Raw genomic sequence first — 26,125 nt, 5'->3', positions numbered from 1 at the left:
TAGTAGTAGGCGATGATAGAAAACGTTTGCATTAAAACAAACACTTTTTTCAAATCTTAACCAGTTATTTTATTTATAAAAATATGATATTTTTTACATATTATTAATATAATATTATCTATTTTTTAAACAAAAGATATGTATTCATATGTATAAAATAAGAATTATTAACCATATTTATAAATAATAACAATCAGTAAAGAAGGTAATATCTATCAATAAATATATCTTTCAGGAGAAATGTTTCTTTGTTATGGAGTTATTTAATGATGGTTGTCATACAGGTATCCCATTAAGAAATACTTCCTTAATGGGATAAAATTTAAATTTGTAACATTATTTTTGAATAACAATTCGCCAGCTTGCTTCACCAGTCTGTTCAAACTCTGTCACTTGATAGCCTGATTCGGCAGCCCATTGTGGGATCGATTCAGTTGCTTGAGTACAGTCAAAGGTAATAACTAACTCATCATCTTTATTCAATTTGGCAATCGCCTCTTTCGCTTCTTCCAATGGGAATGGACAAACTAAACCTGAAGTTTCTAATTCAACACGCATAATAAATTTCCTTTTTTCTATTTGTCATTAAGTTGTAATTAAGCTAATTGTGGTTTTAATACCTTATTTTTTCTTGGACGAATAATGGTGAAATAAGCAGCAAACCAAGTACCTAATATCATTGCAATTAATGAAATCCAGCCCTGCCAAGAAAAAATTGCCGTTTCGACTAAACCGTTTCCAATTGAGCAACCTCCTGCTAAACTGGCTCCAAATCCCATTAACACTCCTCCAAAAGCACTGCGAATAATTGTGGTTTGATCTGGAATACGGAATTTAAATTCATTAGCGCCTTTTGCTGCAATAAATGAGCCAACTAAAATACCAAGCACTAAAAAAGTTGCCCAATTGATATATTGACTATCGCCAGTGGTGAGAAATTGAACTAACCCAGCAGTCGGTGAAGTAATGCCCAAACCGTGATGGCGACCGGTCGCAGTGCTGAGCGGCCACGCCAATAACGCAATCACACCAACTAAAACCGCAGTAAAGAAAGGATGCCAACGTTTTTCAAATAATAAATGTGCTAAACCAGAACGTTTTGCCGGTAAAGTAGCAATTTTCATTTTTGGCTTACGCAACTGTTTATAAGTCAACCACGCTGTTACCGTTACTAAAACCAATACCAACCACCACGCTGAAATGCCTAAAGTTTGATCAATAGTATGATCAGGAAATGGGTTCTGTTTTAGTTCTTGGTTAACACTTTTTAATAAACCATATTTTGTCGCTGCCGCTGATAAAGCATAAGTCAATAATGCCACCCAGCTACCGAATAATCCCTCACCTGCTCGATACCAAGTTCCAGTAGCACATCCACCAGCATAAACAATGCCAACACCAAAAAGAAATCCGCCGATAATGACAGCATTTAACGCTAACGAACCTTGTGGTACAGTGAACATTCCAAATGCCTGCAAGGTATATAAGCCGATAGACTGAATCGCAATAGCAATTAAAAATGCAGTAAACATACGACTATTTTTACTCACATATAAATCTCGAAATGCGCCAGTAACACAGAACCGACCTCGTTGAAGTACAAAGCCAAGCAAAATTCCAATGATTAATCCACTTAACATAGTCTTTTTCCTCACTCATAGAACTTAATTAATGTTTGATGTGCGTTATATTTATCCATATAGATTGCCAGACGTCTAATAACAAATTCATCATTTATATGGAAATTTGTTATAAAAAAGTTCTTTCTCAACTTAATACACAATGTTTTCTGTTAAAATAAATATCGTTTTTTCTTCTCTATGAGGTGTATCATCGATAATTGGCAACGTGGCTTTGTATTACATCGCCGAGCATATAGTGAAACCAGTTTGCTGGTAGATCTCTTTACTGAACATTATGGTTGTATCACGCTCTTAGCGAAAGGGGCAAGAACCAAACGTTCTTCGGTAAAGAGTTTATTACAACCTTTTACTCCCTTGCTGTTACGTTGGAGCGGTCGCGGACAGTTAAAAATTTTAACTAAAGTAGAAGCAATTTCCGTTACCTTACCGATGCAAACAGTAGCTTTATACAGTGGTTTTTATGTTAATGAATTGCTAGTGAGAACATTAGAACAAGAAACGGCCTATTTGGAACTGTTTCACGAATATTTACGTTGTCTTACTGGGCTGGCTACAAATGGAAATCAAGTGGAAGCAACATTAAGACGTTTTGAATTTATGCTGTTAAAAGCACTCGGATATGGTATAGATTTTGAACATTGCGCCGGCAGTGGCAAACCTGTTGTTGCAGAAATGACCTATCAATATCGAGAAGAAAAAGGATTTATTGCCTCATTAATCAAAAACAATCTTACTTTTTATGGTCGAGATTTGCAGGCATTCGCCAATTTAACCTTTAACGAAAAAGAAACATTACAAGCGGCAAAACGTTTTACTCGCATTGCATTAAAACCGTTTTTAGGCAACAAACCGTTGAAAAGTCGAGAACTATTTCAACAACATTTAAATATTTTATACCCTAACGAATAAATTATGGTTCTCTTTTATCAAGCTACAACAAAAACATCTCCTAAAAATAAAATAGCACTAATTGAATCTTTAGATTATCAAGGTCTAGGAATTGCCAAAATTGAGGGCAAAACTTGGTTTATTGCAGATGCGCTGCCGGGCGAAAAAGTGCTATTTACTATACAAGAAGAAAAACGGCAATATGGTATCGGTAAAACGACAAAGCGACTGACAAGTTCAGCACAACGCCTTGAACCTCTCTGTCCGTATTATCAGCAATGCGGCGGTTGTCAAATGCAGCATATTCCGATTGAAATGCAACGCCGTACCAAAGAACAAGCGTTAATACGACAGCTACAAAAAATTGCCCCTGAAGTAAAAATTGAAGCAATGATTAGTGGAGAACCTTGGCATTATCGCAGAAGAACACGTCTTAGTGTGCAATATTCTAGATCAGAAAAACAGATCAAACTCGGTTTTCGCCGGAAACAAAGTAACCAGCCGGTTGAAATCAACCAATGTTCGGTGCTTATGCCGGAATTATCTGCATTATTGCCACCGTTGACACAACTACTACAACAATGGCAACAACCTCAAAAATTGGGGCATATTGAATTAGTCGCAGCAGATAATGGTGTCGCACTGTTTTTACGTCATTTAGGTGAATTAAACGCTAATGATGCCAAAAAATTACAATTATTTGGACAACAACACCGTTTAATGTTGTTTGTCAGCGAACAAGAACAACAGGTTTCTGCGTGGACAGAAGATAAACCTTATTATCAGAGTGGAACATTAAAACTGTTTTTCGATATTCGTGATTTTATTCAGGTGAATCGGCAAATTAACGACAAAATGGTGCAAACTGCGTTGAATTGGCTTGATCCACAAGGAGATGATCAGATATTAGATCTCTTTTGTGGTATGGGTAATTTCACTTTACCGTTGGCACAACAAAGTAAACGTGTTGTCGGTATTGAGGGCGTAGCACAGATGGTGGAAAAAGCGCGTTACAACGCACAACAGAACAAGATTACAAATGCGTTATTTCACCAAGCTGATCTAAGCGCACCTTTTGCCAATCAAAATTGGGCACAAGAAAAATTTAATAAAATCTTGCTTGATCCGCCTCGCAGCGGTGCAGCTTTTGTGTTAAACCACCTTATTGAGTTGCAAGCAGAGAAAATTCTTTATGTTTCTTGCAATCCTGCAACTTTGGTACGTGATGCGAAAATATTGGTGGAAAACGGTTACCATTTAGAGAAAAGTGCAATGATTGATATGTTTCCTCAAACTGGACATTTAGAATCTATCACCCTGTTTTCAATATAAATTTAAACTTTTTACGCAAAATAGACTCAAAATAGAGTAACTCCATTTGATAATAAAACTGTCGAACTGAAACGAAAAGTTTGTCCGATCAGTTTGATATTTACATCATTGGGGCGGTATGATTAGCGGAATAATGTTTTCAATAAAAACAGGAAGAAGAAGATGGTCGCAGTAAGAGAAACACATTTAACAAATTTACGTCATTTCGTTTTTGAAGATTGGTTAAATTCGCTTACTTTAGCGGATCGTACTAGAAGCTTATTAACTCAAGCTTGGCAATATCTTCATCCTAAAATTGCGGATAATGCCCACGCGCAGGACATTCTTTCCAACAGTGTCGAAATGGTGTCTATCCTTTCGGAATTGAATATGGATGACAACTCCTTGTTGGCAGCACTGTTCTTCCCTTTTATTGAAAACGAAATTCTCTCCCTTGATGATTTACAGGAACATTTCGGCGCAACGATCAAAAAATTGGTACACGGCGTCTTTGAAATGGACAATATTCGTCAACTCAATACCAACCGTGGTTCAGATAGCGTACAAATCGATAATATTCGGCGAATGCTGTTGGCGATGGTGGAAGATTTCCGCTGTGTTGTAATTAAACTCGCCGAACGAATCACCTTTTTACGCACTGCAGACAGCAGGATCAGTGAAGAAGATAAAGTATTGGCTGCGAAAGAGTGTGCTAATATTTATGCGCCATTGGCGAATCGTTTGGGTATCGGGCAATTGAAATGGGAATTGGAAGATTACTGCTTCCGTTATTTGCATCCGGATCAATATCGCCACATTGCCAACCAACTACACGAACGCCGTTTGGATCGTGAGCAATATATTCAAGATTTCGTACAAGAACTGACTGCCTACCTTAAAGAGAGCATTTCGGAAGTCGAGGTTTATGGACGACCAAAACATATTTATAGTATTTGGCGTAAAATGCAGAAAAAAAATCTCGCTTTTGGTGATCTTTATGATGTTAGAGCAGTGCGCATTATCGTACAGAAACTACAGGATTGTTATGCCGCGTTAGGTATTGTCCATACCCATTTTAAACATTTACCGAAAGAGTTTGATGATTATATCGCCAATCCGAAACCGAACGGTTATCAATCCATCCACACCGTAGTCTTGGGCAAGGGCGGCAAACCGATAGAGGTACAGATTCGTACTCAAAAAATGCACGATGATGCCGAACTTGGTGTAGCAGCACATTGGAAATATAAAGAGGGCGCAACTGCCGGTCGTAGCGGCTATGAAGAAAAAATCGCTTGGTTACGAAAATTATTAGCGTGGCAGGATGATTTGGCTGACTCTAGCGAAGTGCTTGCTGAAATGCGTAGTCAGGTGTTTGATGATCGAGTTTATGTCTTCACTCCCAAAGGAGAAGTCATTGATTTGCCAACAGGTTCAACTCCATTGGATTTTGCTTACACTATTCATAGCGAAATTGGGCATCGCTGTATCGGTGCCAAAGTTGCCGGCAGAATCGTGCCATTCACTTATCAATTACAAATGGGCGATCAAATTGAAGTCATCACACAAAAAAATCCAAACCCAAGTCGCGATTGGCTCAATCCAAATCTGGGTTTCGTGCATACTGCTCGTGCCAGAGCAAAAATCCACGCTTGGTTCAAAAAATTGGATCGCGATAAAAATATTCCTGCCGGTCGCGAAATGTTGGAAAGTGAAATGAATCGTATCGGTTTAACACAGAAACAGATCGAACAGTACGCTTTGCCACGATATAACTTGCGTAATCTGGATGATCTTTATGCCGGCATTGGTGGCGGTGATATTCGATTAAACCAATTAATCAATTTCCTCCAAGGAAAATTGCTGAAACCATCAAATGCAGAAATTGATGAGGAGATTCTAAAACATATCTCTAATAAAAGCGCTAACAATATTCAGCAACAGAAAGAGAAGAAAAAAGGACACGTTGTCGTTGAAGGTGTCGGCAATTTAATGCATCATATCGCTCGCTGTTGTCAACCGATTCCAGGCGATGATATTGTTGGCTACATCACTCAAGGACGAGGCATTTCTATTCACCGTTCTGATTGTGAACAGCTAGCGGAATTACAAGCGAACAATCCGGAACGTGTAGTAGAAGCACTTTGGGGTGATAGCTATTCTTATGGTGTTCACGTTGGTATTCGGATTATTGCCAGCGACCGTAATGGATTATTGCGCGACATTACAACCGTTTTAGCCAATGAAAAAGTAAGTGTTTTAGGTGTGAGTAGCCGTAGTGATACCAAACGCCAAATTGCTACTATTGATATGCAAATCGAACTCAGCAATGTACAGATGTTAAGCAAAATTTTATCTCGTTTGGCAAAATTGGATGATGTCATCGAAGCAAAACGCATCACTAATTAAGGAATATTATGCAAAAATACACTGGATTAACTCATTTTTTTAAAGCGGCAAAATATTCAATGCAGGGTTTACGTGCCGCATTTAAATATGAAGCTGCTTTCCGCCACGAAGTCGGTGCTGCTATTATTTTGATTCCTCTCGCATTTTGGCTTGGAAAGAGCAAAATTGAGATCGCCTTGATGGTGGCTTCCGTATTAATGGTATTCGCGATTGAACTGCTTAACAGCGGTTTAGAAGCAATTGTTGACCGTGTCGGCAAGGAGTATCACGAACTTTCCGGTCGTGCTAAAGATCTCGGTTCCGCCGCCGTTTTCGTGGCAATGGTAACTTGTGGGTTAGTCTGGTTAATTATTTTATTAGGTTAGCTAAATGATTGATCTTGGTACAAATTTACAGCCTTATCACACTTTTGCCATTCCGGCATCTGCGAAACAGATTTATCAGGTCGATCAAGTTGATGAGTTATCGCATTTATGGCAACAGGCTCAACATCAGCAATTACCGGTTTTACTGTTGGGTGAAGGAAGCAATGTCTTGTTCACCGAAGATTTTTCCGGCGTGGTGCTGTTAAATCGCATTAAAGGCATTGAATATCACACCGATGCGGATTTCCACTATTTTAAAGTCGGCAGTGGTGAAAATTGGCATCAATTTGTCAGTTACTGTGTTGAACGGAATATCGGCGGATTGGAAAATTTAGCTTTAATCCCGGGCTGTGTCGGTTCGGCACCGGTGCAAAATATCGGGGCTTATGGCGTAGAGTTGAAAGATATCTGCCAAGCGGTTGAGGTGATTGATCTTGCCAGCGGCGAAACTTTTATATTGCAAAACGATCAATGCCAATTCGGTTATCGTGAAAGCATTTTTAAGCATCAATATCGGGATCACTATGCCGTAATTGCGGTCTATTTTAAATTAGCCAAACGGTGGCAACCGATTTTACATTACGGCAACTTGGCACAGTTAGATCCGCAACAGCTCACCCCTAAAGCGGTTTTTCAACAAGTTTGTGCCATCAGACAGGCGAAATTGCCTGATCCTAAAAAAATTGGCAGTGCCGGCAGCTTTTTCAAAAATCCGTTGGTTTCTGCGGAACAATTTCAATGGTTGCAAAAACAGTATCCGGATATCCCTCACTATCCTCAAGCGGACGGTTCAGTCAAATTGGCTGCCGGTTGGTTGATTGATCGTTGTGGATTAAAAGGCTATCAGTTAGGTGGTGCGGCGGTGCACGATAAACAGGCATTAGTCATTATTAATAAAGAAGGAGCAAGCGGTGCAGATGTTGTCGCACTTGCTCGTTATATTTGTCATAACATTGCCGAATGTTTTGGTGTAGTGTTACAGCCTGAAGTTCGTTTTATCGGTAACAATGGTGAAATTGATTTTTCACTTGCCTAAATGCAAACAACGTTAAAGCCTTTCGACTTTAACGTTGTTATTCATCATCTTACGCTAACGATTAGAGTTTTTTCATTTGATCGGCAACAAGTTCTGCTTCCGGTCCTAAAATAACCTGCAAGGCGTTATCGCCCAATTTAATATTTCCTTTTGAGCCCAATGCTTTGAGCTGCGCTTCGTTGATTTTATTGCGATCCACTAAAATCAAACGTAAACGGGTAATACAGGCATCGATTTCTTTGATATTACCTTTACCGCCAAGCGCGGTGATAAATGCTTGTGCGCGTTCAACTTTTGCCTGTTCATTATCTTGGCTTGCGGCACTTTTCGTTGTGACACCGGCGCTATCTGCACTATCTTCTTCACGTCCCGGTGTTTTTAAATTAAATGCTTTAATCACGAAGCGGAACAATAGATAGTAAATCACCGCAAACACCAGACCTTGCACAATCAACATATACCACTCTGTTGCCAATGGATTGCGAGAAGACAACACTAAGTCCACCAATCCGGCACTAAATCCGAAACCGGCAATCCAGTGGAATGTTGCTGCAATAAATACGGAAATACCGGTCAATAGTGCGTGAATTAAATAGAGCAACGGCGCAACAAACATAAAGGAGAATTCCAACGGTTCAGTAACACCGGTGAAGAATGATGCCAATGCCGCTGCAAACATAATTGAACCGACCAATGCTTTTTTAGATGGTTTAGCACTATGGTAAATCGCCAATGCCGCTGCCGGCAAACCGAACATCATAATTGGGAAGAAACCGGCTTGATACATACCTGTTTGCCCAAGCACCGCTTTACCTTCCGCCAATGATTTCGCCCCACCAAGGAAGTTAGGAATATCATTAATTCCAGCAACATCGAACCAGAACACAGAGTTCAAGGCGTGATGTAGACCGACAGGAATTAATAAACGATTGAAGAAAGCATAAATACCGGCACCGGTTGCCCCTAAACCTTGAATTGATTCACCAAAACTGACCAATCCGTTAAAAATCACCGGCCATACATAAAGCAAGACAAATGACACTAAAATCATCACAAAAGAGACCACGATCGGCACTAAACGTTTACCACTGAAGAATGCCAACGCTTGATGTAACTCAACGTGAGAAAATCTGTTATAGAGTTCCGCAGAAATAATACCAACCAAAATACCGATAAATTGGTTATTGATCTTACCGAATGCTGCCGGCACTTGATCTAAAGGAATGCCTTGAAGTTGAGAAACTGCGCCGGGAGAAAGCAACGTGGTCACCACTAAATAACCGACTAAACCTGATAATGCCGCTGAGCCGTGTTTATCTTTAGAAAGACCAAATGCAACACCAACCGCAAATAACAACGACATATTATCAATAATTGCAGCACCTGATTTAATCAACAAAGACGCCAAAGCACTATTACTTCCCCAGCCGTCCGGATCAATCCAATAGCCTATCCCCATTAAAATAGCGGCTGCCGGCAATGCTGCAACCGGCACCATCAAGGCTCGACCTATTTTTTGTAAATAAGATAACATACTCATAACAATATCCTCATTGTTTAGTTTTAATACAAAGATTGATTTATCTTTGTTAATCAGTTTCAGTATAGAAGTCCATAAAAATGAAGTAAAACACAGATTATTAGAAGTGTGATAGCGATCACTTAAAAAATGAAAAAAAATGAAGTGATACTTCATTCCGTTTAATAGAAAGAAAAAACCGTTGTTCATTGAATATAACAACGGCATTGTCTTTATTAATTGACTTCGGTAATTCGCAACTCTTTCGGCACTTCAAACACTGTATTTTCTTCACAACCTTCCAGCTCTTCAACGCTTGTCGCACCGAGTTCCAATAAACGATTCACCACTGACTGAACCAACACTTCCGGCGCGGATGCTCCGGCGGTAATACCGATAACATTAATATTTTCCAACCATTGAGGATCAATGTCGGCAGCATCATCGATTAATTTGGATGATACCCCCATTCGCGAAGCCAGTTCAGCCAAACGATTGGAATTTGATGAATTTTTTGAGCCAACGACAATCACCAAATCAGACTGCTTTGCCAGCTCCTTAACGGCGTGTTGGCGATTGGTGGTTGCATAACAAATATCATTTTTGCGAGGCCCTTGAATTGCCGGATATTTTGCTTTTAAGGCTTCAATCACTTCTGCCGTATCATCGATCGACAAGGTCGTTTGCGTCATAAAGGTGAGATCGTCCTGATTAGAAAGCGGCAAGCCGGCAATGTCTTCCACATTTTCCACTAAATAAATGCCGCCTTCGCGATTATCATACTGCCCCATTGTGCCTTCCACTTCAGGATGCCCCTCGTGACCGATTAAAATCGCTTTTGTCCCTTTTCGACTTGCTCTTGCGACCTGCATATGGACTTTTGTTACTAGTGGACAGGTTGCATCGAACACTTTTAAATCTCGCTCTTTTGCCTCTTGGCGCACAGCCTGAGAAACACCGTGTGCCGAAAAAATCACAATCGATCCGTCCGGCACTTCACTTAACTCTTCAACAAAAATCGCACCACGCTGACGTAAACCATCCACCACAAAACGGTTATGTACCACTTCGTGACGTACATAAATCGGTGCGCCGTGAATTTCCAACGCCAATTCCACAATGCTGATAGCGCGATCTACACCGGCACAAAAACCTCGCGGATTTGCTAAGATAATTTTCATTCGTCCTTTCCTTTTACCTGTTTGCGTTCATTCTTCAGATAATCGAGGATCAGTAATCCTGCCCCAACACAAATTGCAATATCTGCAACATTAAACACTGGATAGTGATAAATTTGCCAATAGAAATCAAGAAAATCGACAACAAAACCGTGATAAAGACGATCTGTCATATTGGCTAATGCACCACCGATAATTAAAGCATAAGCACTGTTAAGCAAGATCTTTTGACGTGGTGTTTTCGCTAACCAAAATAGTAATAATGCTGAAATAACAACCGCAATTAAGACAAAAAAGTATTTTTGCCAACCGCTATGATCGGCAAGAAAGCTAAACGCCGCGCCATAATTTCTGACATAGGTCAGGTTAAAAATCGGCAGAATATTGACGCTTTCATACAGTTCAAAATGCGAAACCACTAACCATTTAGTGAATAAATCCAAGATAAAGGCGACAACGCTCAGCCATAAATAAATCAAACCATTTGCCTGTTTTTGCATCAAAAACTCCTCTGTGGTTGAGCCTTCCGCCATCTACGGCGGCAGAAGCTATTTAATTTAGGAGATCTGCTCCTTTGCATAAAAATAATCACTGCCAAGCAGTGCTTAACAGTGATTATCTCATTTAAACAACATTAAAAATTAAGCGAACTGTCTGGTTTCACCCTGCCCTGCCACATTTTCTACACAACGTGCGCAAAGATGCGGATGTTCGCTGTTTTGTCCGATAGTATCGGAATAATGCCAGCAACGAGGACATTTTTCATCTTTAGAAGCAACCACTTTCACCGCTAGACCTTTTAATTCGCCTTCAGCAACGTCTGCTTCTTCTAACAATTTCACTTCCGCTTTTGAGGTAATCAACACAAAACGTAATTCAGACGCTAATTTCGCCAATAACTCACGATAATGCTGATTTGCATAAAGTGTTACTTCCGCTGCCAACGCCGCACCGATCACTTTATCATTACGCGCCTGTTCAAGCACACGGTTAACTTCGGCTCTCACTTTCAACACTTCTTGCCAGTAAGCATCATTCATCTCTTCGTCATCCGCTAAAGCAAATAGACCTTGATAGAACTCTTCCGTAAAGACAAATTCGCTGCGTTCGCCCGGCAAATATTGCCAAATTTCATCGGCAGTAAAGGAGAGGATCGGCGCAATCCAACGCACCAACGCTTCTGCAATATGGTACAACGCAGTTTGGCAGCTACGACGCGCTAAACTGTCTGCTTTCGTGGTGTATTGGCGATCTTTAATGATATCCAAATAGAATGAGCCCATTTCAATCGAACAGAAACGCATCAAACGTTGCACCACTTCGTGGAATTGATAATTATCGTAGGCTTCTTTAATGTCATTTTGTGCCTGTAATGCGCAAGAAACCGCCCAACGATCGAGTACGATCATCTCTTCCGCTTGCACCATATCTCGTTTCGGATCAAAACCGTTTAAGTTTGCCAATAAGAAACGTGCGGTGTTACGAATACGACGATAGGTGTCCGCCGCTCGTTTGAAGATTTCATCCGATACCGCAATTTCGCCGGTATAGTCACTTGAGGCGACCCATAGACGCAAAATATCGCCACCGAATTTATCCATTACTTCTTGCGGAGTAACGATATTTCCGATTGATTTTGACATCTTGCGTCCTTGACCATCAACGGTGAAGCCGTGTGTAAGTACCTGTTTATAAGGTGCTTTATTATCCGTTGCTGTTGATAACATTAATGAAGACATAAACCAACCACGATGTTGATCTGAACCTTCAAGATACATATCAACATCATTACCGCCGAATTCAGCACGATGTTTCGCTACTGAAGAATAGGTTGATCCGGAATCAAACCACACATCAAGGGTATCCGGCACTTTTTGATAATCTTTGGCATCTTCACCCAATACTTCATTAATATCCAAATCCCACCACGCTTGGATACCTTTTTGTTCCACGCGTTTTGCAACTTCTTCAATTAATTCCAATGTTCGCGGATGCAATGCTTCTGTTTCTTTATGGATAAACAAGGTTAACGGCACACCCCAAGTACGCTGACGGGAAATACACCAGTCAGGGCGATTTTCCACCATCGCTTCAATACGAGCTTGCCCCCAATCCGGCACCCAACGCACCCCTTGAATCTCTTTCAATGCTTGCGCGCGTAACCCTTTGGTTTCCATACCGATAAACCATTGCGGTGTCGCACGGAAAATAATTGGGGTTTTATGACGCCAACAGTGCGGATAGCTGTGAGTAATTTTTTCCAGCTTCAACAATGCGCCCACTTCTTCCAATTTTTTCACCACCAATGGGTTGGCATCGAACACGTTTTCACCGGCAAAGAATTTCGCTTGGCTGTTGAATTTACCGTCATTACCGATTAATCCTGCCATTGGTAATTGATATTTTTGACCAACAATAAAGTCGTCCTGACCGTGATCCGGTGCAGTATGAACCAAACCGGTACCGGCATCATTACCAACGTGCTCACCTAAAATAAACGGCACGCTGTAATCATAGAACGGATGTTGGAATTGTAATAACTCAAGATCTTGCCCTTTCGCCACACCCAACACTTGATAATCGGTTGCGCCAATAGCTTTCATTACGCTATCTACCAATTCGGTGTTGAGAATTAAACGTTCACCATTTACCTGAATCAATTGATATTCCAATTCAGGGTGCAGAGCAATTGCTCTGTTTGACGGCAATGTCCAAGGTGTGGTTGTCCAAATGACAGCAGAAATTTTTCCTTCGCCTTTTTCACTCAAATTAAATTTAGCCAATACTGCATTTTCATCCACCGCATTAAAGCGAACATAAATAGACGGTGAAGTTTTATCATAATATTCCACTTCCGCTTCTGCCAAAGCTGAACCACAATCCAAACACCAATGAACTGGTTTAGAGCCTTTATAAAGATGACCATTTTTAATCACATCTGCCAAAGTACGGATGATGTTGGCTTCAGTTTCAAAATTCATTGTTAAATAAGGATGATCCCAATCGCCAAGCACACCTAAACGGATAAAATCTTTTTTCTGACCTTCCACTTGTTCTTTAGCATAAACACGACAAGCTTCACGGAATTCCGCTGCACTCACTTTTTCATTCGGTTTACCAACCAACCCCTCCACTTTTAATTCAATCGGCAATCCGTGGCAATCCCATCCCGGAATATAAGGAGAGTCATAACCTAATGCAGTTTTTGATTTAACGATAATATCTTTCAGAATTTTATTTACTGCGTGTCCAATATGAATTGTTCCATTAGCGTAAGGAGGACCATCGTGCAAAATAAAGGTTTTCTTACCCTTACTTGCCTGACGAATTTTTTGATAAAGGTTTTTATCATACCAATTTTTTAGCATAGCTGGCTCACGTTTTGCCAAATCGCCACGCATTGGGAAACCTGTTTCAGGCAGGTTCAATGTGCTTTTGTAATCAGTTGTATCTTTAGACATTAGAATATTCCGTAATTAATAAAGTTAAATCAAAATTGCTAAATTTTTTCCGGCAGAATTGCCGTTATTTTCATCTTTAAACGCTCTTTTATAGCCTTTTTTAGATCGCTATGCAAACAAAGTTATCAAAATTTTCCGTTATTTTTGCCGATTTTGTTGAAAATAACGTTTCGCATTTTCTGCATCCAACTTAATCTGTTGTTGTAATGCCGCAAATGAAGGGAATTTAATTTCCGAACGTAATTTCAACTTAAAGAAAATTTCCAATGTTTGCCCATAAAGATCGCCATTAAAATCAAACAGATGCACTTCCAACAATGGTTTAAACCCATTAATGGTAGGACGATTTCCGACATTGGCAACGCCATAATAATGATGGTTTGCCTTATCTTTAACCTCCACCGCATAAACCCCCTGAATCGGGTTCACATTACGATGCAGTCCGATATTGGCGGTTGGGAAGCCGATTGTTCTGCCCAGTTCATTGCCGTGCACCACTCGTCCTAAAATGCTGTAAGGTCGTCCCAACATCTGCTCAACCTGTTCCAATTTATCCTGTGCCAACGCCTCACGGATTGCAGTACTGCTCACACGCTGTTGTGCTAAACAGTAACTGGCATTGTTTTCCACCTGAAAACCATATTGTTTGCCGGCTTTTTGTAAGGTTGCAAAATTACCGCTACGATTAATGCCGAAACGAAAATCATCGCCAACACTTAAAAACTTAACACGTAATTTTTCAATCAAATAATGTTGAATAAACTGTTCTGCACTTTGTTGTGCGAAAGCTGCATTGAAAGGAACACAGAAAACATAATCGATACCGAATTGCGCCAATACGGTTAATTTATCACGCAATCGCATTAGCCTAGCCGGTGCTTTTTGTTTCAAGAAAAACTCTTTTGCCTGCGGTTCAAATAACATCACTACAGTCGGCAATCCTAATTGTTGCGCTTTCTGCTTGAGATGTCGCAAAATGGTTTGATGTCCTAAATGTACACCATCGAAATTGCCGATGGTCAGCGCACATCCGTTAGGGAAAGTGGGTAAATTATAAAGACCTCGAATTAATCGCATTATGATCTGTTTGCTATTGGAAAAGGTTACAAAAATGCCGGTATTATACGCAGATTGTTAAATAGTGTAAAACAGCAGCGTCCGCCTATCTTTTAGTGGCATAAGCACATAAGCCGCCGGAAAGGATGATCACCAACATACCAAGCCAACTTAATAAATCAATTTCTGTATCCCACAACCATAAACTTAATAGTGCGGAAAAAATAATCGCCGTATATTGCAAAGTGGCGGTTAACACCGTTGCGCCATAACTGAATGATCGCGTTAAGCCTAACTGCCCCAATAAGCCGAAAACACCGGTGCCTAATAAATAAAAACCGGCATTTAAATCAGCAATATAATTATTGGAAAATAAAAACGCGACTAAGCCGATAACAGTTACTGAAACAGAAAAATAGAATACCGTTCTCCACACCGGTTCGCCCGCCTGTCCGAGCCGCTTAACGGTCAGCACTGCGCCGGTTGCACTTAAGCCAGCAAATAGCCCCACCACAATAGCCCACCAATCCTGTGCATTAATACTCGGTCGCAACACCACTAATACGCCCATAAAGCCCAAACAGACAGCCAACACCTGTAGCGCACTGCGTGCAACCACTGTCGTCAACAAGGTCCAAAAAGTGATAAAAAGTGTGGTGGTATAGTTTAAACTCGCCGCTGTTGCCAACGGTAGATGAGCATAAGCATAGAAGCCGCACCAGATAGACATCACACCGAAAATACTTCTCGCTAAATGCGATTTTAAACGTGGCGTTCTAAAACTGCGGTGCTGTCGATCCAGCATTACCCATAACCAAATCAATATGACTGACGGCAATCCTCGCGTAAAAATAATTGCGCCCAAACTTGCCCCTTCTTCTGACGACAATTTAACAAATGCCGCCATTGCTGCAAAAGAAGCACTGGCAAAAATCATCCACAAAGATTGCAAAATACTCATATTACTGTGCCAACAAATCGCGTTTTCTGATACCTAATAACAGCAACGACAATAAATAACAAACGGCAGCAACTGCGATCAGACCGGCTAACCAAACGACTCGCCACATTATTGTCATTGTTTGCCAAGCAGTAATATCCGGCGTGAGGTAAAACAGCAGAGCGCCCATTGCCACGGCAGCAATCACCACTTTCAAGAAAAAGTATAAACTTCGTGCGGAAAAATGGTAGACCTGTTGGCGCGATAAACCACGATAAAGCAAAAAAGCATTCAATGTAGCAGACATTGCCGATGCCATTGCCAAGCCGACATAACTGAAAGGGATCGCCAATAAATTAAATCCCATATTACTGATCATCGCAATAATACCGTAACGCACCGGCGTTTTGGTGTCCTGACGCGCATAATAACCGTTTGCCAAGATTTTAATGAGCATATAACTCAACAATCCGGCATTGAATGCCCACAATGAATACGAAGCCGCCTGTACATCAGAAAGTAGGAAATTACCACGCATAAACAGCACCAATAACATTGGCTGTGCCAATAACGCAATACCGACCATTGCCGGTACGCCGAGCAATAAGATCATCCGCACGCCCCAATCCAACGTCTGACGAAAAGCCTGCTCGCTTTGCATATTATCTTTATTGACGTGATGGCGTGATAAGGTCGGCAAAATAACGGTTGAAATCGCAATACCGAACAAACCTAAAGGGAATTCCAACAAACGATCAGAGTAATATAACCAGCTGATTGAACCTGTCATTAAAAAACTGGCGATAAAGGTATCCAACAAAAGATTGATTTGACTGACCGATACACCAAACAGTGCCGGAATCATTAGCGTACGGATTTTTTTCACGCCGGCATCATTCCACGCCCATTTCGGTTTTACCAACAATCCCGCCTGTTTTAAAAAAGGGAGTTGAAATAAAAATTGTAACAGCCCGCCCAAGAAAATCCCTATCGCTAAACCAATATCCGGATTGTCCAATCTCGGTGCAATAAAGAGCGCAGCGGCGATCATCGCCACATTCAACAACACCGGCGAAAACGACATTACACCAAATTTGCCGATAGTATTAAGAATTGCGCCGGATAGCGCCACTAACGTAATAAACCATAAATAAGGGAAGGTAATTTTTAATAATAATGAGGCTTGAGTAAATTTCTCGGCATCCGCGCCACCGTTCAACCAATCCATAAACCAGCCAGTACCGAAAACCGCAGTGACCAACGGTGAGCCAATCATTGCTAATAAAGTTACAACGGTAACCAAGCCACCCAAGGTGCCGGACACTTTGGCAATAAATTGACGGGTTTTATCCAAATCTCCCTCTTTCTGATATTCCGCCAACACCGGCACAAATGCCTGAGAAAATGCCCCTTCAGCAAACAGACGACGCAAAAAATTAGGAATACGGTTTGCAAATAAAAAGACATCCGCAGCGACACCGGCCCCTAACAAATTCGCGATCACCACATCACGAATTAAGCCCAACACGCGTGAAAGCAATGTCATACTGCTAACAACGATACCTGATTTTAATAATCCTTTGCTCAAAATAACCACCACAATTCGGTCTGACTTCATAAAAATTACTGCACATTGTATATATTTTTACTTTTTAAGCTATATTCTCACCGGAAAAACTGTTAAAATCACGCCGCCTTTTAATGGCTTACTTTGGTTGTGTCTCACTAAAGCAAGTTAGCTATTGCCTTGCTTACTCTCGAAGCAAATTTACGGCATCAAGCGATAAATTGATTGACAAAGGCTTAAAAAATAGGCATATTTTACGCCTTTCATTTTTAGTGTAATTAATTAGAAATTTTGGGAGTTTGACCTTGGCTAATATCAAGTCAGCAAAAAAACGTGCGATTCAATCTGAAAAACGCCGTCAACATAACGCAAGTCGCCGCTCAATGATGCGTACTTATATCAAAAAAGTTTATGCAGCAGTAGCCGCTGGCGATAAAGCAGTTGCAGAAGCAGCTTTTGTTGAAATGCAAAAAGTTGTGGATAGAATGGCTTCTAAAGGCTTAATCCACAAAAATAAAGCAGCAAATCACAAATCTAAATTATCTGCACAAATCAAAAAATTAGCTTAATGATTTTTTTGGATTAAAAATAAAACCGCCAATTTGGCGGTTTTTTATTGTCTGTTCAAAGTTGCTGTAAGCGCTCCGCAAAACGTGCAACCTGTTGCCAATCGGTATACTCAATCTCTTTTGTCGGATCGGTTTCGCCACCGGTAATTTTCATAATAAAACGAATCATCATCCGATCAAACCAACCATAACGTGGATAAAGCAATGCGCCGGCAAATACCTGAACCAACTGTGGTTGCCAATTAATTTTCGCCAACAATTTCCTCGTATAAACATTGGTTTGCGGTGTATTTTTATCCGCTTTTCTTGCAGTTAGATTGACAGTATACAACGCCCCTTTTTTCGCTTGTAATTGAGAATGATGCTGCTGAATAAAATCATACAATTGAGTGCTGAACTTCCCATAGCGAATAGACGCGCCGATAACAACGCGATCATAAGGTGCAAGATCAATCTGCATATTTTCCGCTAAATTGACCAATACAGATTGCCCATTTAACTTGGCTGCAATCGCTTCAGCAATTTTTCGGGTTTGCCCATCGTGAGTAAGATATAAAATCAATGTTTTCATAAAAATATCTCAGTCTTCCAATAACTGTAATGTAAGTTGCCCGGCGGAACGTTCATTAATTTGCTTCGCCAATTGTTCCGCCTGTTGTTCAGCTATCGCCAGCTGCAACGTAACTTGAGCGGTAAATTGTTGCGTGATAATTTGCGCATCATACTGTTTCAACATTGCTTCCAACCACGACCATTGTGCATATTCACAAACAATAATATATAATTTACGCTCAATCTTAATTGTAGTTTCTGCTAGCTTTAATGCCTGTTGTACGCCATTACCGTAAGCTTTTACCAAACCGCCAGTACCAAGCAAAATACCACCATAATACCGCACTACTACCGCACAGACTTCCCCTAAACCGCTACCCAATAATAAATTCAACATCGGTTTACCAGCAGTTCCGGATGGTTCGCCATCATCGGAAAAGCCGTACTGTTGTGAATCAATTGGTGTTCCAGCAACCGCTGCCCAACAATGATGTCGAGCGTCAGGATGTTGTTGCCGTATCTGCTGCCAAAACTGTTTTGCCTCCTCCATTCCTGACACCGGTTGTAGATAGGTAATAAATCGACTTTTTTTAATTTCCTCGCTAAAGGTTACCGCTGACTTTAACACCGGGTATTGCATAATTCTCCTTTTATGACAGTCCTAACTGTTGTTCCATTTTAACAGTTAAATTTTCCGCACCTTCAGTTCTCATCACAATATTATCCTCTGTACGAATACCACCAAACACTTTTAAAACATCGATCAGCGCCCAATCAATTTTGCTTGCATATTCGCTTTGCCGCCAAGGCTGCAATAATAAATCAATAAAATAGAAACCCGGTTCAATCGTCAACACCATTCCTTCAGCCAACTCTCGGGTACAACGCAAACTCGGATATACCTCCGGAGGACGTTTAATAGCCCCTCTTTTATTCTGTTGCCATCCACCAATATCGTGTACCTGCAAACCGAGAAGATGCCCTAAACCGTGTGGCAAAAATGCGCGATTAATACCTAAATCAAAAATCTGTTGTGCCGGTAATTTTACTAATTCACTTTCCGCTAATAATTCTGCAATTCGTTGTTGCAATTGAGTGTGATAGCTCAAATAGTTATGCCCAACACGCAAATCGGCAATAATATCTCGCTTAATTTGTTCCATTCTATGCAACAATTCAGCAAATATCGGTTGTTCTTGTCGTTGATAAGTACGCGTAATATCAGAGGCATAGCCAAGATAACTCGCTCCTGCATCAATCAAAAAACTATTAACCGTTGTCGGAGTTTGATGGGATAAACGATTATAATGCAACACCGCACCGTGTTCATTCAAGGCAATAATATTGCCATAAGGCACATTTAAATCCATCTGCTGACTTGCCTGCAAATAAGCCAAGTTAATTTCAAACTCACTTTTCCCTTGCTCAAATGCCTGCTTAGCCGCTTGGTGTCCCAACAGTGCTGGTTTCTGTGCCCTAAAAATACATTCAATTTCATACTCGCTTTTATAAGCTCGATAATAATTCAAAATATTCAATAATTTACGGTCATTAACTGAATAAAAACCAAATGATTTTGCCAAGGACTCATCTTCGCCAATAAATGCACAATTTTTACGATTATTAACTTCCTGTTGCATCTGTTCCGGGTAGGTAAATACTTCCCATTCAAACTGTTTACACCAAAACGCATTCGGCAATGTTTCAACAAAATACCAATAATCCTTTGGTTGATAAAAATAGAGTTTTGGTTTGCTGTAACCGTCTAAAAACAACCAACTTCCTTCAGCCTGTGGCATCGGCACAACATAGTTGAAATACGGATTAACACGAAAAGTTTTAGTTTGATCATCCATAAAATAATAATCAGCCTGACCAGCATAAATCCATACTCCATCAAGCCGACAACTTGATAAGGCTTCCTGTATAATTGTTTGAACTCGTGCCAAATGAGCATTAAATAATGTTTCCATTCTCTACTCCACTATCCCATATTACGTGAAAATGCAGTATCATTACTGCTTTTATTAATAATCAGCAGCAATCATATGACCGAATTAGAAATTAATCAAACACTTGATACACAAGGATTACGTTGTCCAGAACCGGTAATGTTAGTAAGAAAGAAAATTCGTGAAATGCAGAACGGAGAAATTTTGCTTATTATTGCCGATGATCCGGCAACTACTCGTGATATTCCAGGATTCTGTCAATTTATGGAACATACATTGTTACAAAGTGAAATCGAACAAACACCTTATCGTTATTGGATCAGAAAGGGGAAATAATCCCCCCTTTCGTTTATCCCAAAATTCCGGCTAAAATTGCAATGAAAATCCACATTCCAACATAGTTATTATTTAAAAATGCCTTGAAACACTCCTCACGAGTACGTCGTTTTGTCAGACGACACTGATAAATAAAACAACCTAACGCCGGCAATAAACCAATGAAATAACCTTTCGACAACTGCTGTTCCACTCCAAGATAAACCAGAATAGCTAATGTAGCAATCTGTAATAACGCAATGATTTTATTGTCATATTCTGCAAACAAGATTGCAGTTGATTTAACGCCAATACGCAAATCATCATCACGATCCACCATAGCGTATTGTGTATCATAAGCAATTGTCCACGCTAAATTCGCTAAAAATAAAAGCCAACAAGATAATGGCAGAGAAGCCGCTGTTGCGCCATAAGCCATCGGTATTGACCAGCCAAATGCCGTCCCCAAAAAGAGTTGCGGCAAATGAGTATAACGCTTCATAAACGGATAAATGAACGCCAATACCGCAGCTACTACAGACAACACTATCGCATAGAGATTAAGTTGTAAAACGAGGAAAAATGAGAGCAGTATCAATAGCACAAATAATATTTTCGCCTCTTTTTCTGATATAGCTCCGATTGCTAAAGGCCGTTGCGAAGTACGTTTTACTTTGCCGTCAATATGACGATCCGCATAATCATTAATTACACAACCTGCTGAACGCATAAAGACCACGCCTAAAATAAAAATGATCAAAATTTTAAGATCCGGCATACCTTTTGAGGCTAAAAATAACGCCCACAATGTCGGCCACAATAACAAAAACGAGCCAATAGGCTTATCCAAACGCATTAGCTGAATGTAACTTCGCCATTTATTTAGTAATTTCATAAAATAGTATCTTTACTCAGGACGTGGGCAAACTTCAACCACTAAACTGCTGTTTTCAACCACTTTTGCCACTTCATTCGGCAATGTTTTATCAGTAAACAGATAATCAAACATTGTTATTGCCCCTAATCGAACCATCGCATTACGAGAAAATTTAGAATGGTCGGTAACAAGAATACTGGTACGTGAACTTTCAATAATTGTGCGTTTCACCTGCACTTCGTGGTAATCATAATCAAGTAATGAACCATCTCGATCAATAGCACTAATCCCTAAAATACCGAAATCCAATCTAAATTGAGCAATAAATTGCATTGTCGCTTCGCCAATAATTCCTCCATCCGGACGTAAACTACCTCCGGCAATAATAATTTGAAAATTCTCCTTTTCCATTAAAATATGAGCCGCATTCAAATTATTGGTCACGATACGCAGATTTTCGTGATTCAATAATGCTTTCGCAACTGCTTCCGCAGTAGTGCCAATATCAATAAATAATGATGAACCATTAGGAATATGTTGCGCAACACATTTGGCTATCCAATCTTTTTCCTGAGAAAGTAGTGTCTTACGGGAAGCATAATCACTATTTTCAGAACTGGAAGGCGAAGCGGCACCACCATGATGACGACGAATTTGATTCTGTGCTGCCAGCTCATTGAGATCACGACGAATAGTTTGAGGACTAACATCAAGCTCAGAAACGAGCTCTTCTGTGCTAATATAACCGTGCAATTTTACTAACTCAATAATCCGGTTGTGGCGTATTGCCTGTTTCATAACTGCCTCACATTATTGTAATTATTGGTTGTCATTCTACCCAAATTGAATATCTTTTCATTAAATTTTTGTAAAAAAATTATTTCACTGCTTTTTGTCGCCAAACATCAATGCCGGATAAAACACATCCGGTAATTAATCCGGCAATATGCGCGCTGTTTCCTATCGCAATACCAACTAAAGGCGCAAAAAAACCAGATACAATCCCAATAATCAAAAACAAACCAAACCCACTTGGAATTGCAAACTGCTTTTTCGGATCAAAATAATTTGCGATAAAAACATACCCCAACACAGCATAAACCACACCAGATAACCCAAAAAAATCTGCTCCAGACGAGCAATATTGAGCAATACCACTCGTTATTGCCGAAATAGTGTAGAGTTCACATAGTTTAAATGTGCCTTGATAACGTTCAATCAAACCGGCAAAAATCCACCACCACATTAAATTAAACAAAATATGTGTCAGAGAAAGATGCACTAAACTATGAGAAAAATAACGCCAAAGTTCAAACTGCTGCTCCGGAAACACTGGGAAATGGAAATAGAAAAAAATTTGTTGTTGCCAATCAGTGTAAGTTAAAGCAAATACAAAAATACAGACTAGAGTAATAAATGCACAAAATTTATTTTGCCATAATGTATTCCATCTAAAACGAGAACTTGTTACCAACAACGGTTTCCATAGTTCTTGCCAAGAGATCTGGCTCTCTTGCTGCCAATCAGAGCGGTAAAAACGCTCATCTTCCGGATTCGCTAAAAATTGCTCCGCAACCTGTTTAATCTCAACGATTTTCCCACTCTGCTCAGATATAAACAAATGAAACACGCCCTTTTCCTCTCTTATCTCAATTTGCTGTTGATATTGCTGTCGAATAAACTGCTGAAATCGAATTGCCAACTGTTGTTGAGAGGTACTAAAAAGGTAATACATAATGTTAATCCTAGTTCTTATTTATAAAATTCGCTATACTGCTAGCATTGATCACTAATATCTACATTTAATTATTATGCGTAATCGAAAAAATAATTTTCCGCAAGGCTTTTCTAAATTTTCTTGGGCTATTGCTATTTTCTGTATTCCAGCTTTCCTATGGCCATTATCTTTATTATTATCACCTTCATTAAAAAACAATCCAACATTATCACAGACAGAAATTAATAATATATCTATCTTTATGTGGAGTTATCCTCTGGTACTATTTATTTTAGCCAGAATAATTTATAAACTGCATTTAAGAAAACCAAAATTAGCCTATTATCTATTAGCAATCTGCTTTATTCTTTTCTATCTAGCGGTGCTAATTATTGCCGTACGAGGTTTTAATCCTTAGCAAGAAAAGCCATAATTTCTTTAAAGGTGGATTGACGAATTTCATCTGTTTCAAATAATATTTCGTGTTTTGATTTCTCAATATTTTTTAATATTACATCAGAGAAATAGCTCGAAAATTCATTTATTGCTGTATTAGAAACAATTAAATCCTGTTCCGCCCGTAAAATAAGGGTTGGCACTGTAATTTTAGCAATAAGCCCCTTCAATTTTGCAAACATAATAATACAATGATGTATCCAAGAAAATGTTGGTCCGCCAAGCCGAACATCCGGATATTTTTCAGCAATTTCATTCATAAAAGCCATTCTTTCTGTACTATGACTCAAGGGTGTTGTTGCTAAATCAGCCGCTTTATATGCACCTTTACCAAACACATAATGTTGAGAAAATCCTAGTAATGTCATTATTGCAACAATAATTTCATCTCTTTTTACTGTTTTCTGCGCTAATCCCCAAAATGGCGCGGACAAAATCACTTTATTAAATTGATGCGGATATTTAGCCAAATAACAGGTTGAAATTAAACCACCCATTGAATGTGCTAAAAGATATTGTTTTTCATACACTTTTTGTTGCAGAACAGTTTGTATCACTAAATCCATATCATCTAAATAATATTGAAAGCGATCAATATATCCTTTTTCACGATCTTTTAATAAACGATCAGAAAATCCTTGCCCTCGATGATCAAATAACAGCACATCAAACCCTTGCTGATAAAAATCATAGGCAACTTCGCTCCACTTTAAAATATTTTCCGCACGCCCATTTACCAATACAATTAATTTTTGATGTGCTTGATGAATAAAATGCCTAAACGCTATTTTTTTCTGCTGATTTGCTTCAATATATTGCATAGGAAATTGCTCAACAAAAGGCAATAACTGTTGTTGAACAAATTGACTAAAATTCTCTTTTTTTACCATATTTATTTTTTAATAAAATATTGTATTTTCAAATATACCATCCACCAAATAATGTCAGCTTAATACTTTCCGGCAATATTTATTTTGGCATAATAATTTTTTATTAACCGATATTGATATTATCCCAATATTCTAAAATAAAGAAACTATTAAATAACCACCATTATCTACTATTAATCTGTAAAACAGCAATTATTTCCTCAGAATTGTCTTTATTATGCGACGAATCAGTAGCAAAGAGCAATTCTTCAGGTAAGAATTCAGTTTATTCCAATAAATGGTAATATTTTTACACTATCATTGCCCAAAGGATAAGCCACGCAGGTGAATACCATAAAAAGATAAAGTCTATTAAAGACTTTATCCTCTCTGATTTTATTTAGCAAATAATTTGTTTAAATGTGCTTTATACTCAGTAATATGCTGTTCCACATTTGGATTTTTAATAACATCATTACAAATAAATGTAGGCAATGGTGAAAGACCAATAAACTCATTTGCTTTTCTAAAATGCAAATAGACACCATCTACGCCTTTGCCTTCAAAAAAATCACCTTCACGTTCAAATGCTTCAATCGGTGCATTCCAAGTTAATGACAACATATGTTTTCTACCTTGCAACAAACCACCGGTGCCATAACCTTCTGTCGGATTTACCCGATGACGACCATCACTCTGATATAATTTTCCGTGACCAAAAGTAAAGACTTCATCAATATATTTTTTCACAATCCACGGTTCACCCATCCACCAACCGGGCATTTGCCAAATCACCACATCCATCCATAAAAATTTTTCAATTTCTTGATTGATATCGTAACCAGCATCAATTATGGTTTCTTGCACTTCGTGACCTAACGCAAGCAGAGTTTCTTTTGCGGTGTTATGTAATGTTGTATTCAGTTTACCCTGAGAATGTCCAAATGCTTTTCCACCATTTAATAATAAAAACTTCATTTACATCTCCTTATTTAAGGTAATAAATATAATCCTGTATTCATAAAAAAACCCGCCTAGAAGACGGGTTTGGATTACTCTCTATTGTCAATCTGATTATTTGATGATTTTCGCTACCACGCCGGCACCTACTGTACGGCCACCTTCACGGATCGCAAAACGTAAACCTTGGTCCATCGCAATTGGGTGGATTAAGCTTACTGTCATCTTCACGTTATCTCCCGGCATTACCATTTCCACGCCTTCCGGTAACTCGATTGTTCCTGTTACGTCAGTTGTACGGAAATAGAATTGTGGACGATAACCTTTGAAGAATGGAGTGTGACGTCCACCTTCTTCTTTTGATAATACGTAAACTTCTGATTCGAAATCTGTGTGTGGAGTGATTGAACCCGGTTTTGCTAATACTTGACCACGTTCGATTTCTTCACGTTTTGTACCACGTAACAATGCACCGATGTTTTCAC

Annotated in this window: 25 protein-coding genes and 1 pseudogene; 8 read left to right on the top strand and 18 right to left on the bottom strand. The window is 39.4% G+C overall.

The genetic code is table 11. From position 1 onward, the window contains the following. Window positions 1-336: 336 nt before the first annotated feature. Window positions 337-558 (bottom strand): sulfurtransferase TusA family protein, encoded by a 222-nt coding sequence (locus JP36_RS05495; RefSeq protein WP_039094712.1) that lies wholly within the window; start codon window positions 556-558, stop codon window positions 337-339. 38 nt (window positions 559-596) lie between these two features. Further along, on the bottom strand, window positions 597-1,640 hold the full coding sequence (locus JP36_RS05490; RefSeq protein ID WP_039172796.1) for a YeeE/YedE family protein: 1,044 nt from the start codon (window positions 1,638-1,640) through the stop codon (window positions 597-599). Between the two features lie 180 nt (window positions 1,641-1,820). Between JP36_RS05490 and recO the strand changes: the two genes are divergently transcribed. The 5 genes from recO to murB all read left to right on the top strand — a co-directional run bounded on the left by recO (window position 1,821) and on the right by murB (window position 7,652). Then, the gene (gene recO, locus JP36_RS05485; RefSeq protein WP_039159537.1) at window positions 1,821-2,552 is read left to right on the top strand and encodes a DNA repair protein RecO; all 732 of its coding nucleotides are present in this window, start codon (window positions 1,821-1,823) and stop codon (window positions 2,550-2,552) included. 3 nt (window positions 2,553-2,555) lie between these two features. Continuing rightward, window positions 2,556-3,863 carry a 23S rRNA (uracil(1939)-C(5))-methyltransferase RlmD gene (gene rlmD, locus JP36_RS05480; RefSeq protein WP_039172793.1) on the top strand — a complete coding sequence of 436 codons (1,308 nt, stop codon included), beginning with the start codon at window positions 2,556-2,558 and terminating at the stop codon, window positions 3,861-3,863. A 162-nt stretch (window positions 3,864-4,025) separates the two neighbouring features. After that, window positions 4,026-6,251 carry a GTP diphosphokinase gene (gene relA, locus JP36_RS05475; RefSeq protein WP_039172791.1) on the top strand — a complete coding sequence of 742 codons (2,226 nt, stop codon included), beginning with the start codon at window positions 4,026-4,028 and terminating at the stop codon, window positions 6,249-6,251. Window positions 6,252-6,259: 8 nt separating this feature from the next. Beyond that, window positions 6,260-6,616: a diacylglycerol kinase gene (locus JP36_RS05470; RefSeq protein ID WP_018346371.1), complete on the top strand. Its 357-nt coding sequence runs from the start codon at window positions 6,260-6,262 to the stop codon at window positions 6,614-6,616. A gap of 4 nt (window positions 6,617-6,620) precedes the next feature. Further along, window positions 6,621-7,652 (top strand): UDP-N-acetylmuramate dehydrogenase, encoded by a 1,032-nt coding sequence (gene murB / locus JP36_RS05465; protein WP_039172789.1) that lies wholly within the window; start codon window positions 6,621-6,623, stop codon window positions 7,650-7,652. 61 nt (window positions 7,653-7,713) lie between these two features. Here the strand turns inward: murB and nagE are convergent, their stop codons facing one another. The 7 genes from nagE to murJ all read right to left on the bottom strand — a co-directional run bounded on the left by nagE (window position 7,714) and on the right by murJ (window position 17,394). After that, window positions 7,714-9,192 (bottom strand): N-acetylglucosamine-specific PTS transporter subunit IIBC, encoded by a 1,479-nt coding sequence (gene nagE / locus JP36_RS05460; protein WP_039161599.1) that lies wholly within the window; start codon window positions 9,190-9,192, stop codon window positions 7,714-7,716. 215 nt (window positions 9,193-9,407) lie between these two features. Continuing rightward, window positions 9,408-10,352, bottom strand: coding sequence for a 4-hydroxy-3-methylbut-2-enyl diphosphate reductase (gene ispH, locus JP36_RS05455; protein ID WP_018346374.1), 945 nt, complete (start codon window positions 10,350-10,352; stop codon window positions 9,408-9,410). Next, on the bottom strand, window positions 10,349-10,849 hold the full coding sequence (gene lspA / locus JP36_RS05450) for a signal peptidase II (protein ID WP_039172786.1): 501 nt from the start codon (window positions 10,847-10,849) through the stop codon (window positions 10,349-10,351). Before lspA ends, ispH begins: the two co-directional genes overlap by 4 nt. Before the next feature lie 141 nt (window positions 10,850-10,990). Next, window positions 10,991-13,810, bottom strand: a complete 2,820-nt coding sequence (ileS, locus tag JP36_RS05445; protein ID WP_039172783.1) for an isoleucine--tRNA ligase — start codon at window positions 13,808-13,810, stop codon at window positions 10,991-10,993. Window positions 13,811-13,948: 138 nt separating this feature from the next. Beyond that, window positions 13,949-14,887 (bottom strand): bifunctional riboflavin kinase/FAD synthetase, encoded by a 939-nt coding sequence (ribF, locus tag JP36_RS05440; protein ID WP_039172782.1) that lies wholly within the window; start codon window positions 14,885-14,887, stop codon window positions 13,949-13,951. Between the two features lie 85 nt (window positions 14,888-14,972). After that, window positions 14,973-15,827 carry a DMT family transporter gene (locus tag JP36_RS05435; RefSeq protein ID WP_018346378.1) on the bottom strand — a complete coding sequence of 285 codons (855 nt, stop codon included), beginning with the start codon at window positions 15,825-15,827 and terminating at the stop codon, window positions 14,973-14,975. Between the two features lies 1 nt (window position 15,828). Continuing rightward, window positions 15,829-17,394, bottom strand: a complete 1,566-nt coding sequence (gene murJ, locus JP36_RS05430; protein WP_039161622.1) for a murein biosynthesis integral membrane protein MurJ — start codon at window positions 17,392-17,394, stop codon at window positions 15,829-15,831. A 284-nt stretch (window positions 17,395-17,678) separates the two neighbouring features. Between murJ and rpsT the strand changes: the two genes are divergently transcribed. Continuing rightward, window positions 17,679-17,942, top strand: coding sequence for a 30S ribosomal protein S20 (gene rpsT, locus JP36_RS05425; protein ID WP_013746125.1), 264 nt, complete (start codon window positions 17,679-17,681; stop codon window positions 17,940-17,942). Window positions 17,943-17,997: 55 nt separating this feature from the next. On the opposite strand, the gene hemG is transcribed toward rpsT, so the two are convergent. Genes hemG through pepQ form a run of 3 tightly spaced genes read right to left on the bottom strand, consistent with a single transcriptional unit; the run spans window position 17,998 to window position 20,467 of the window. Next, window positions 17,998-18,513 carry a menaquinone-dependent protoporphyrinogen IX dehydrogenase gene (hemG, locus tag JP36_RS05420; protein WP_039089399.1) on the bottom strand — a complete coding sequence of 172 codons (516 nt, stop codon included), beginning with the start codon at window positions 18,511-18,513 and terminating at the stop codon, window positions 17,998-18,000. Between the two features lie 9 nt (window positions 18,514-18,522). Beyond that, window positions 18,523-19,134 carry a YigZ family protein gene (locus tag JP36_RS05415; RefSeq protein ID WP_039172780.1) on the bottom strand — a complete coding sequence of 204 codons (612 nt, stop codon included), beginning with the start codon at window positions 19,132-19,134 and terminating at the stop codon, window positions 18,523-18,525. Window positions 19,135-19,144: 10 nt separating this feature from the next. Continuing rightward, window positions 19,145-20,467: a Xaa-Pro dipeptidase gene (gene pepQ / locus JP36_RS05410; protein WP_039172779.1), complete on the bottom strand. Its 1,323-nt coding sequence runs from the start codon at window positions 20,465-20,467 to the stop codon at window positions 19,145-19,147. Between the two features lie 75 nt (window positions 20,468-20,542). Here pepQ and tusA point away from each other — a divergent pair, with 75 nt between their 5' ends. After that, complete coding sequence (gene tusA, locus JP36_RS05405; RefSeq protein ID WP_039172776.1) at window positions 20,543-20,782, top strand: sulfurtransferase TusA; 240 nt, start codon at window positions 20,543-20,545, stop codon at window positions 20,780-20,782. Window positions 20,783-20,795: 13 nt separating this feature from the next. Here the strand turns inward: tusA and ubiA are convergent, their stop codons facing one another. The 3 genes from ubiA to JP36_RS05390 form a co-directional block, all read right to left on the bottom strand. Further along, window positions 20,796-21,656, bottom strand: coding sequence for a 4-hydroxybenzoate octaprenyltransferase (ubiA, locus tag JP36_RS05400; RefSeq protein ID WP_039172773.1), 861 nt, complete (start codon window positions 21,654-21,656; stop codon window positions 20,796-20,798). Between the two features lie 12 nt (window positions 21,657-21,668). Continuing rightward, entirely contained in the window at window positions 21,669-22,436 is a 768-nt protein-coding gene (locus tag JP36_RS05395; protein WP_039172771.1) for a DeoR/GlpR family transcriptional regulator, read from the bottom strand. Window positions 22,437-22,515: 79 nt separating this feature from the next. Then, complete coding sequence (locus tag JP36_RS05390) at window positions 22,516-23,373, bottom strand: rhomboid family intramembrane serine protease (protein WP_039172768.1); 858 nt, start codon at window positions 23,371-23,373, stop codon at window positions 22,516-22,518. A 76-nt stretch (window positions 23,374-23,449) separates the two neighbouring features. On the opposite strand from JP36_RS05390, the gene JP36_RS05385 reads away from it, so the two are divergent. Beyond that, on the top strand, window positions 23,450-23,773 hold the full coding sequence (locus JP36_RS05385) for a DUF5389 family protein (protein WP_039172765.1): 324 nt from the start codon (window positions 23,450-23,452) through the stop codon (window positions 23,771-23,773). Here the strand turns inward: JP36_RS05385 and JP36_RS05380 are convergent. The 3 genes and pseudogenes from JP36_RS05380 to tuf all read right to left on the bottom strand — a co-directional run. Continuing rightward, window positions 23,763-24,701, bottom strand: coding sequence for an alpha/beta fold hydrolase (locus JP36_RS05380; RefSeq protein WP_039172763.1), 939 nt, complete (start codon window positions 24,699-24,701; stop codon window positions 23,763-23,765). The genes JP36_RS05385 and JP36_RS05380 overlap by 11 nt on opposite strands. Window positions 24,702-25,076: 375 nt before the next feature. Continuing rightward, window positions 25,077-25,658, bottom strand: a complete 582-nt coding sequence (locus JP36_RS05375; RefSeq protein WP_013746115.1) for an NAD(P)H-dependent oxidoreductase — start codon at window positions 25,656-25,658, stop codon at window positions 25,077-25,079. Window positions 25,659-25,754: 96 nt separating this feature from the next. Further along, window positions 25,755-26,125 (bottom strand): annotated as a pseudogene (tuf, locus tag JP36_RS05370) (elongation factor Tu); the annotation flags it as partial.

Source organism: Gallibacterium genomosp. 1 (assembly GCF_000771875.1).
Classification (GTDB): Bacteria; Pseudomonadota; Gammaproteobacteria; order Enterobacterales; family Pasteurellaceae; genus Gallibacterium.
The sequence above is the reverse complement of the archived record's forward strand: the minus strand, read 5'-3'. Positions and strand labels throughout refer to the sequence as shown.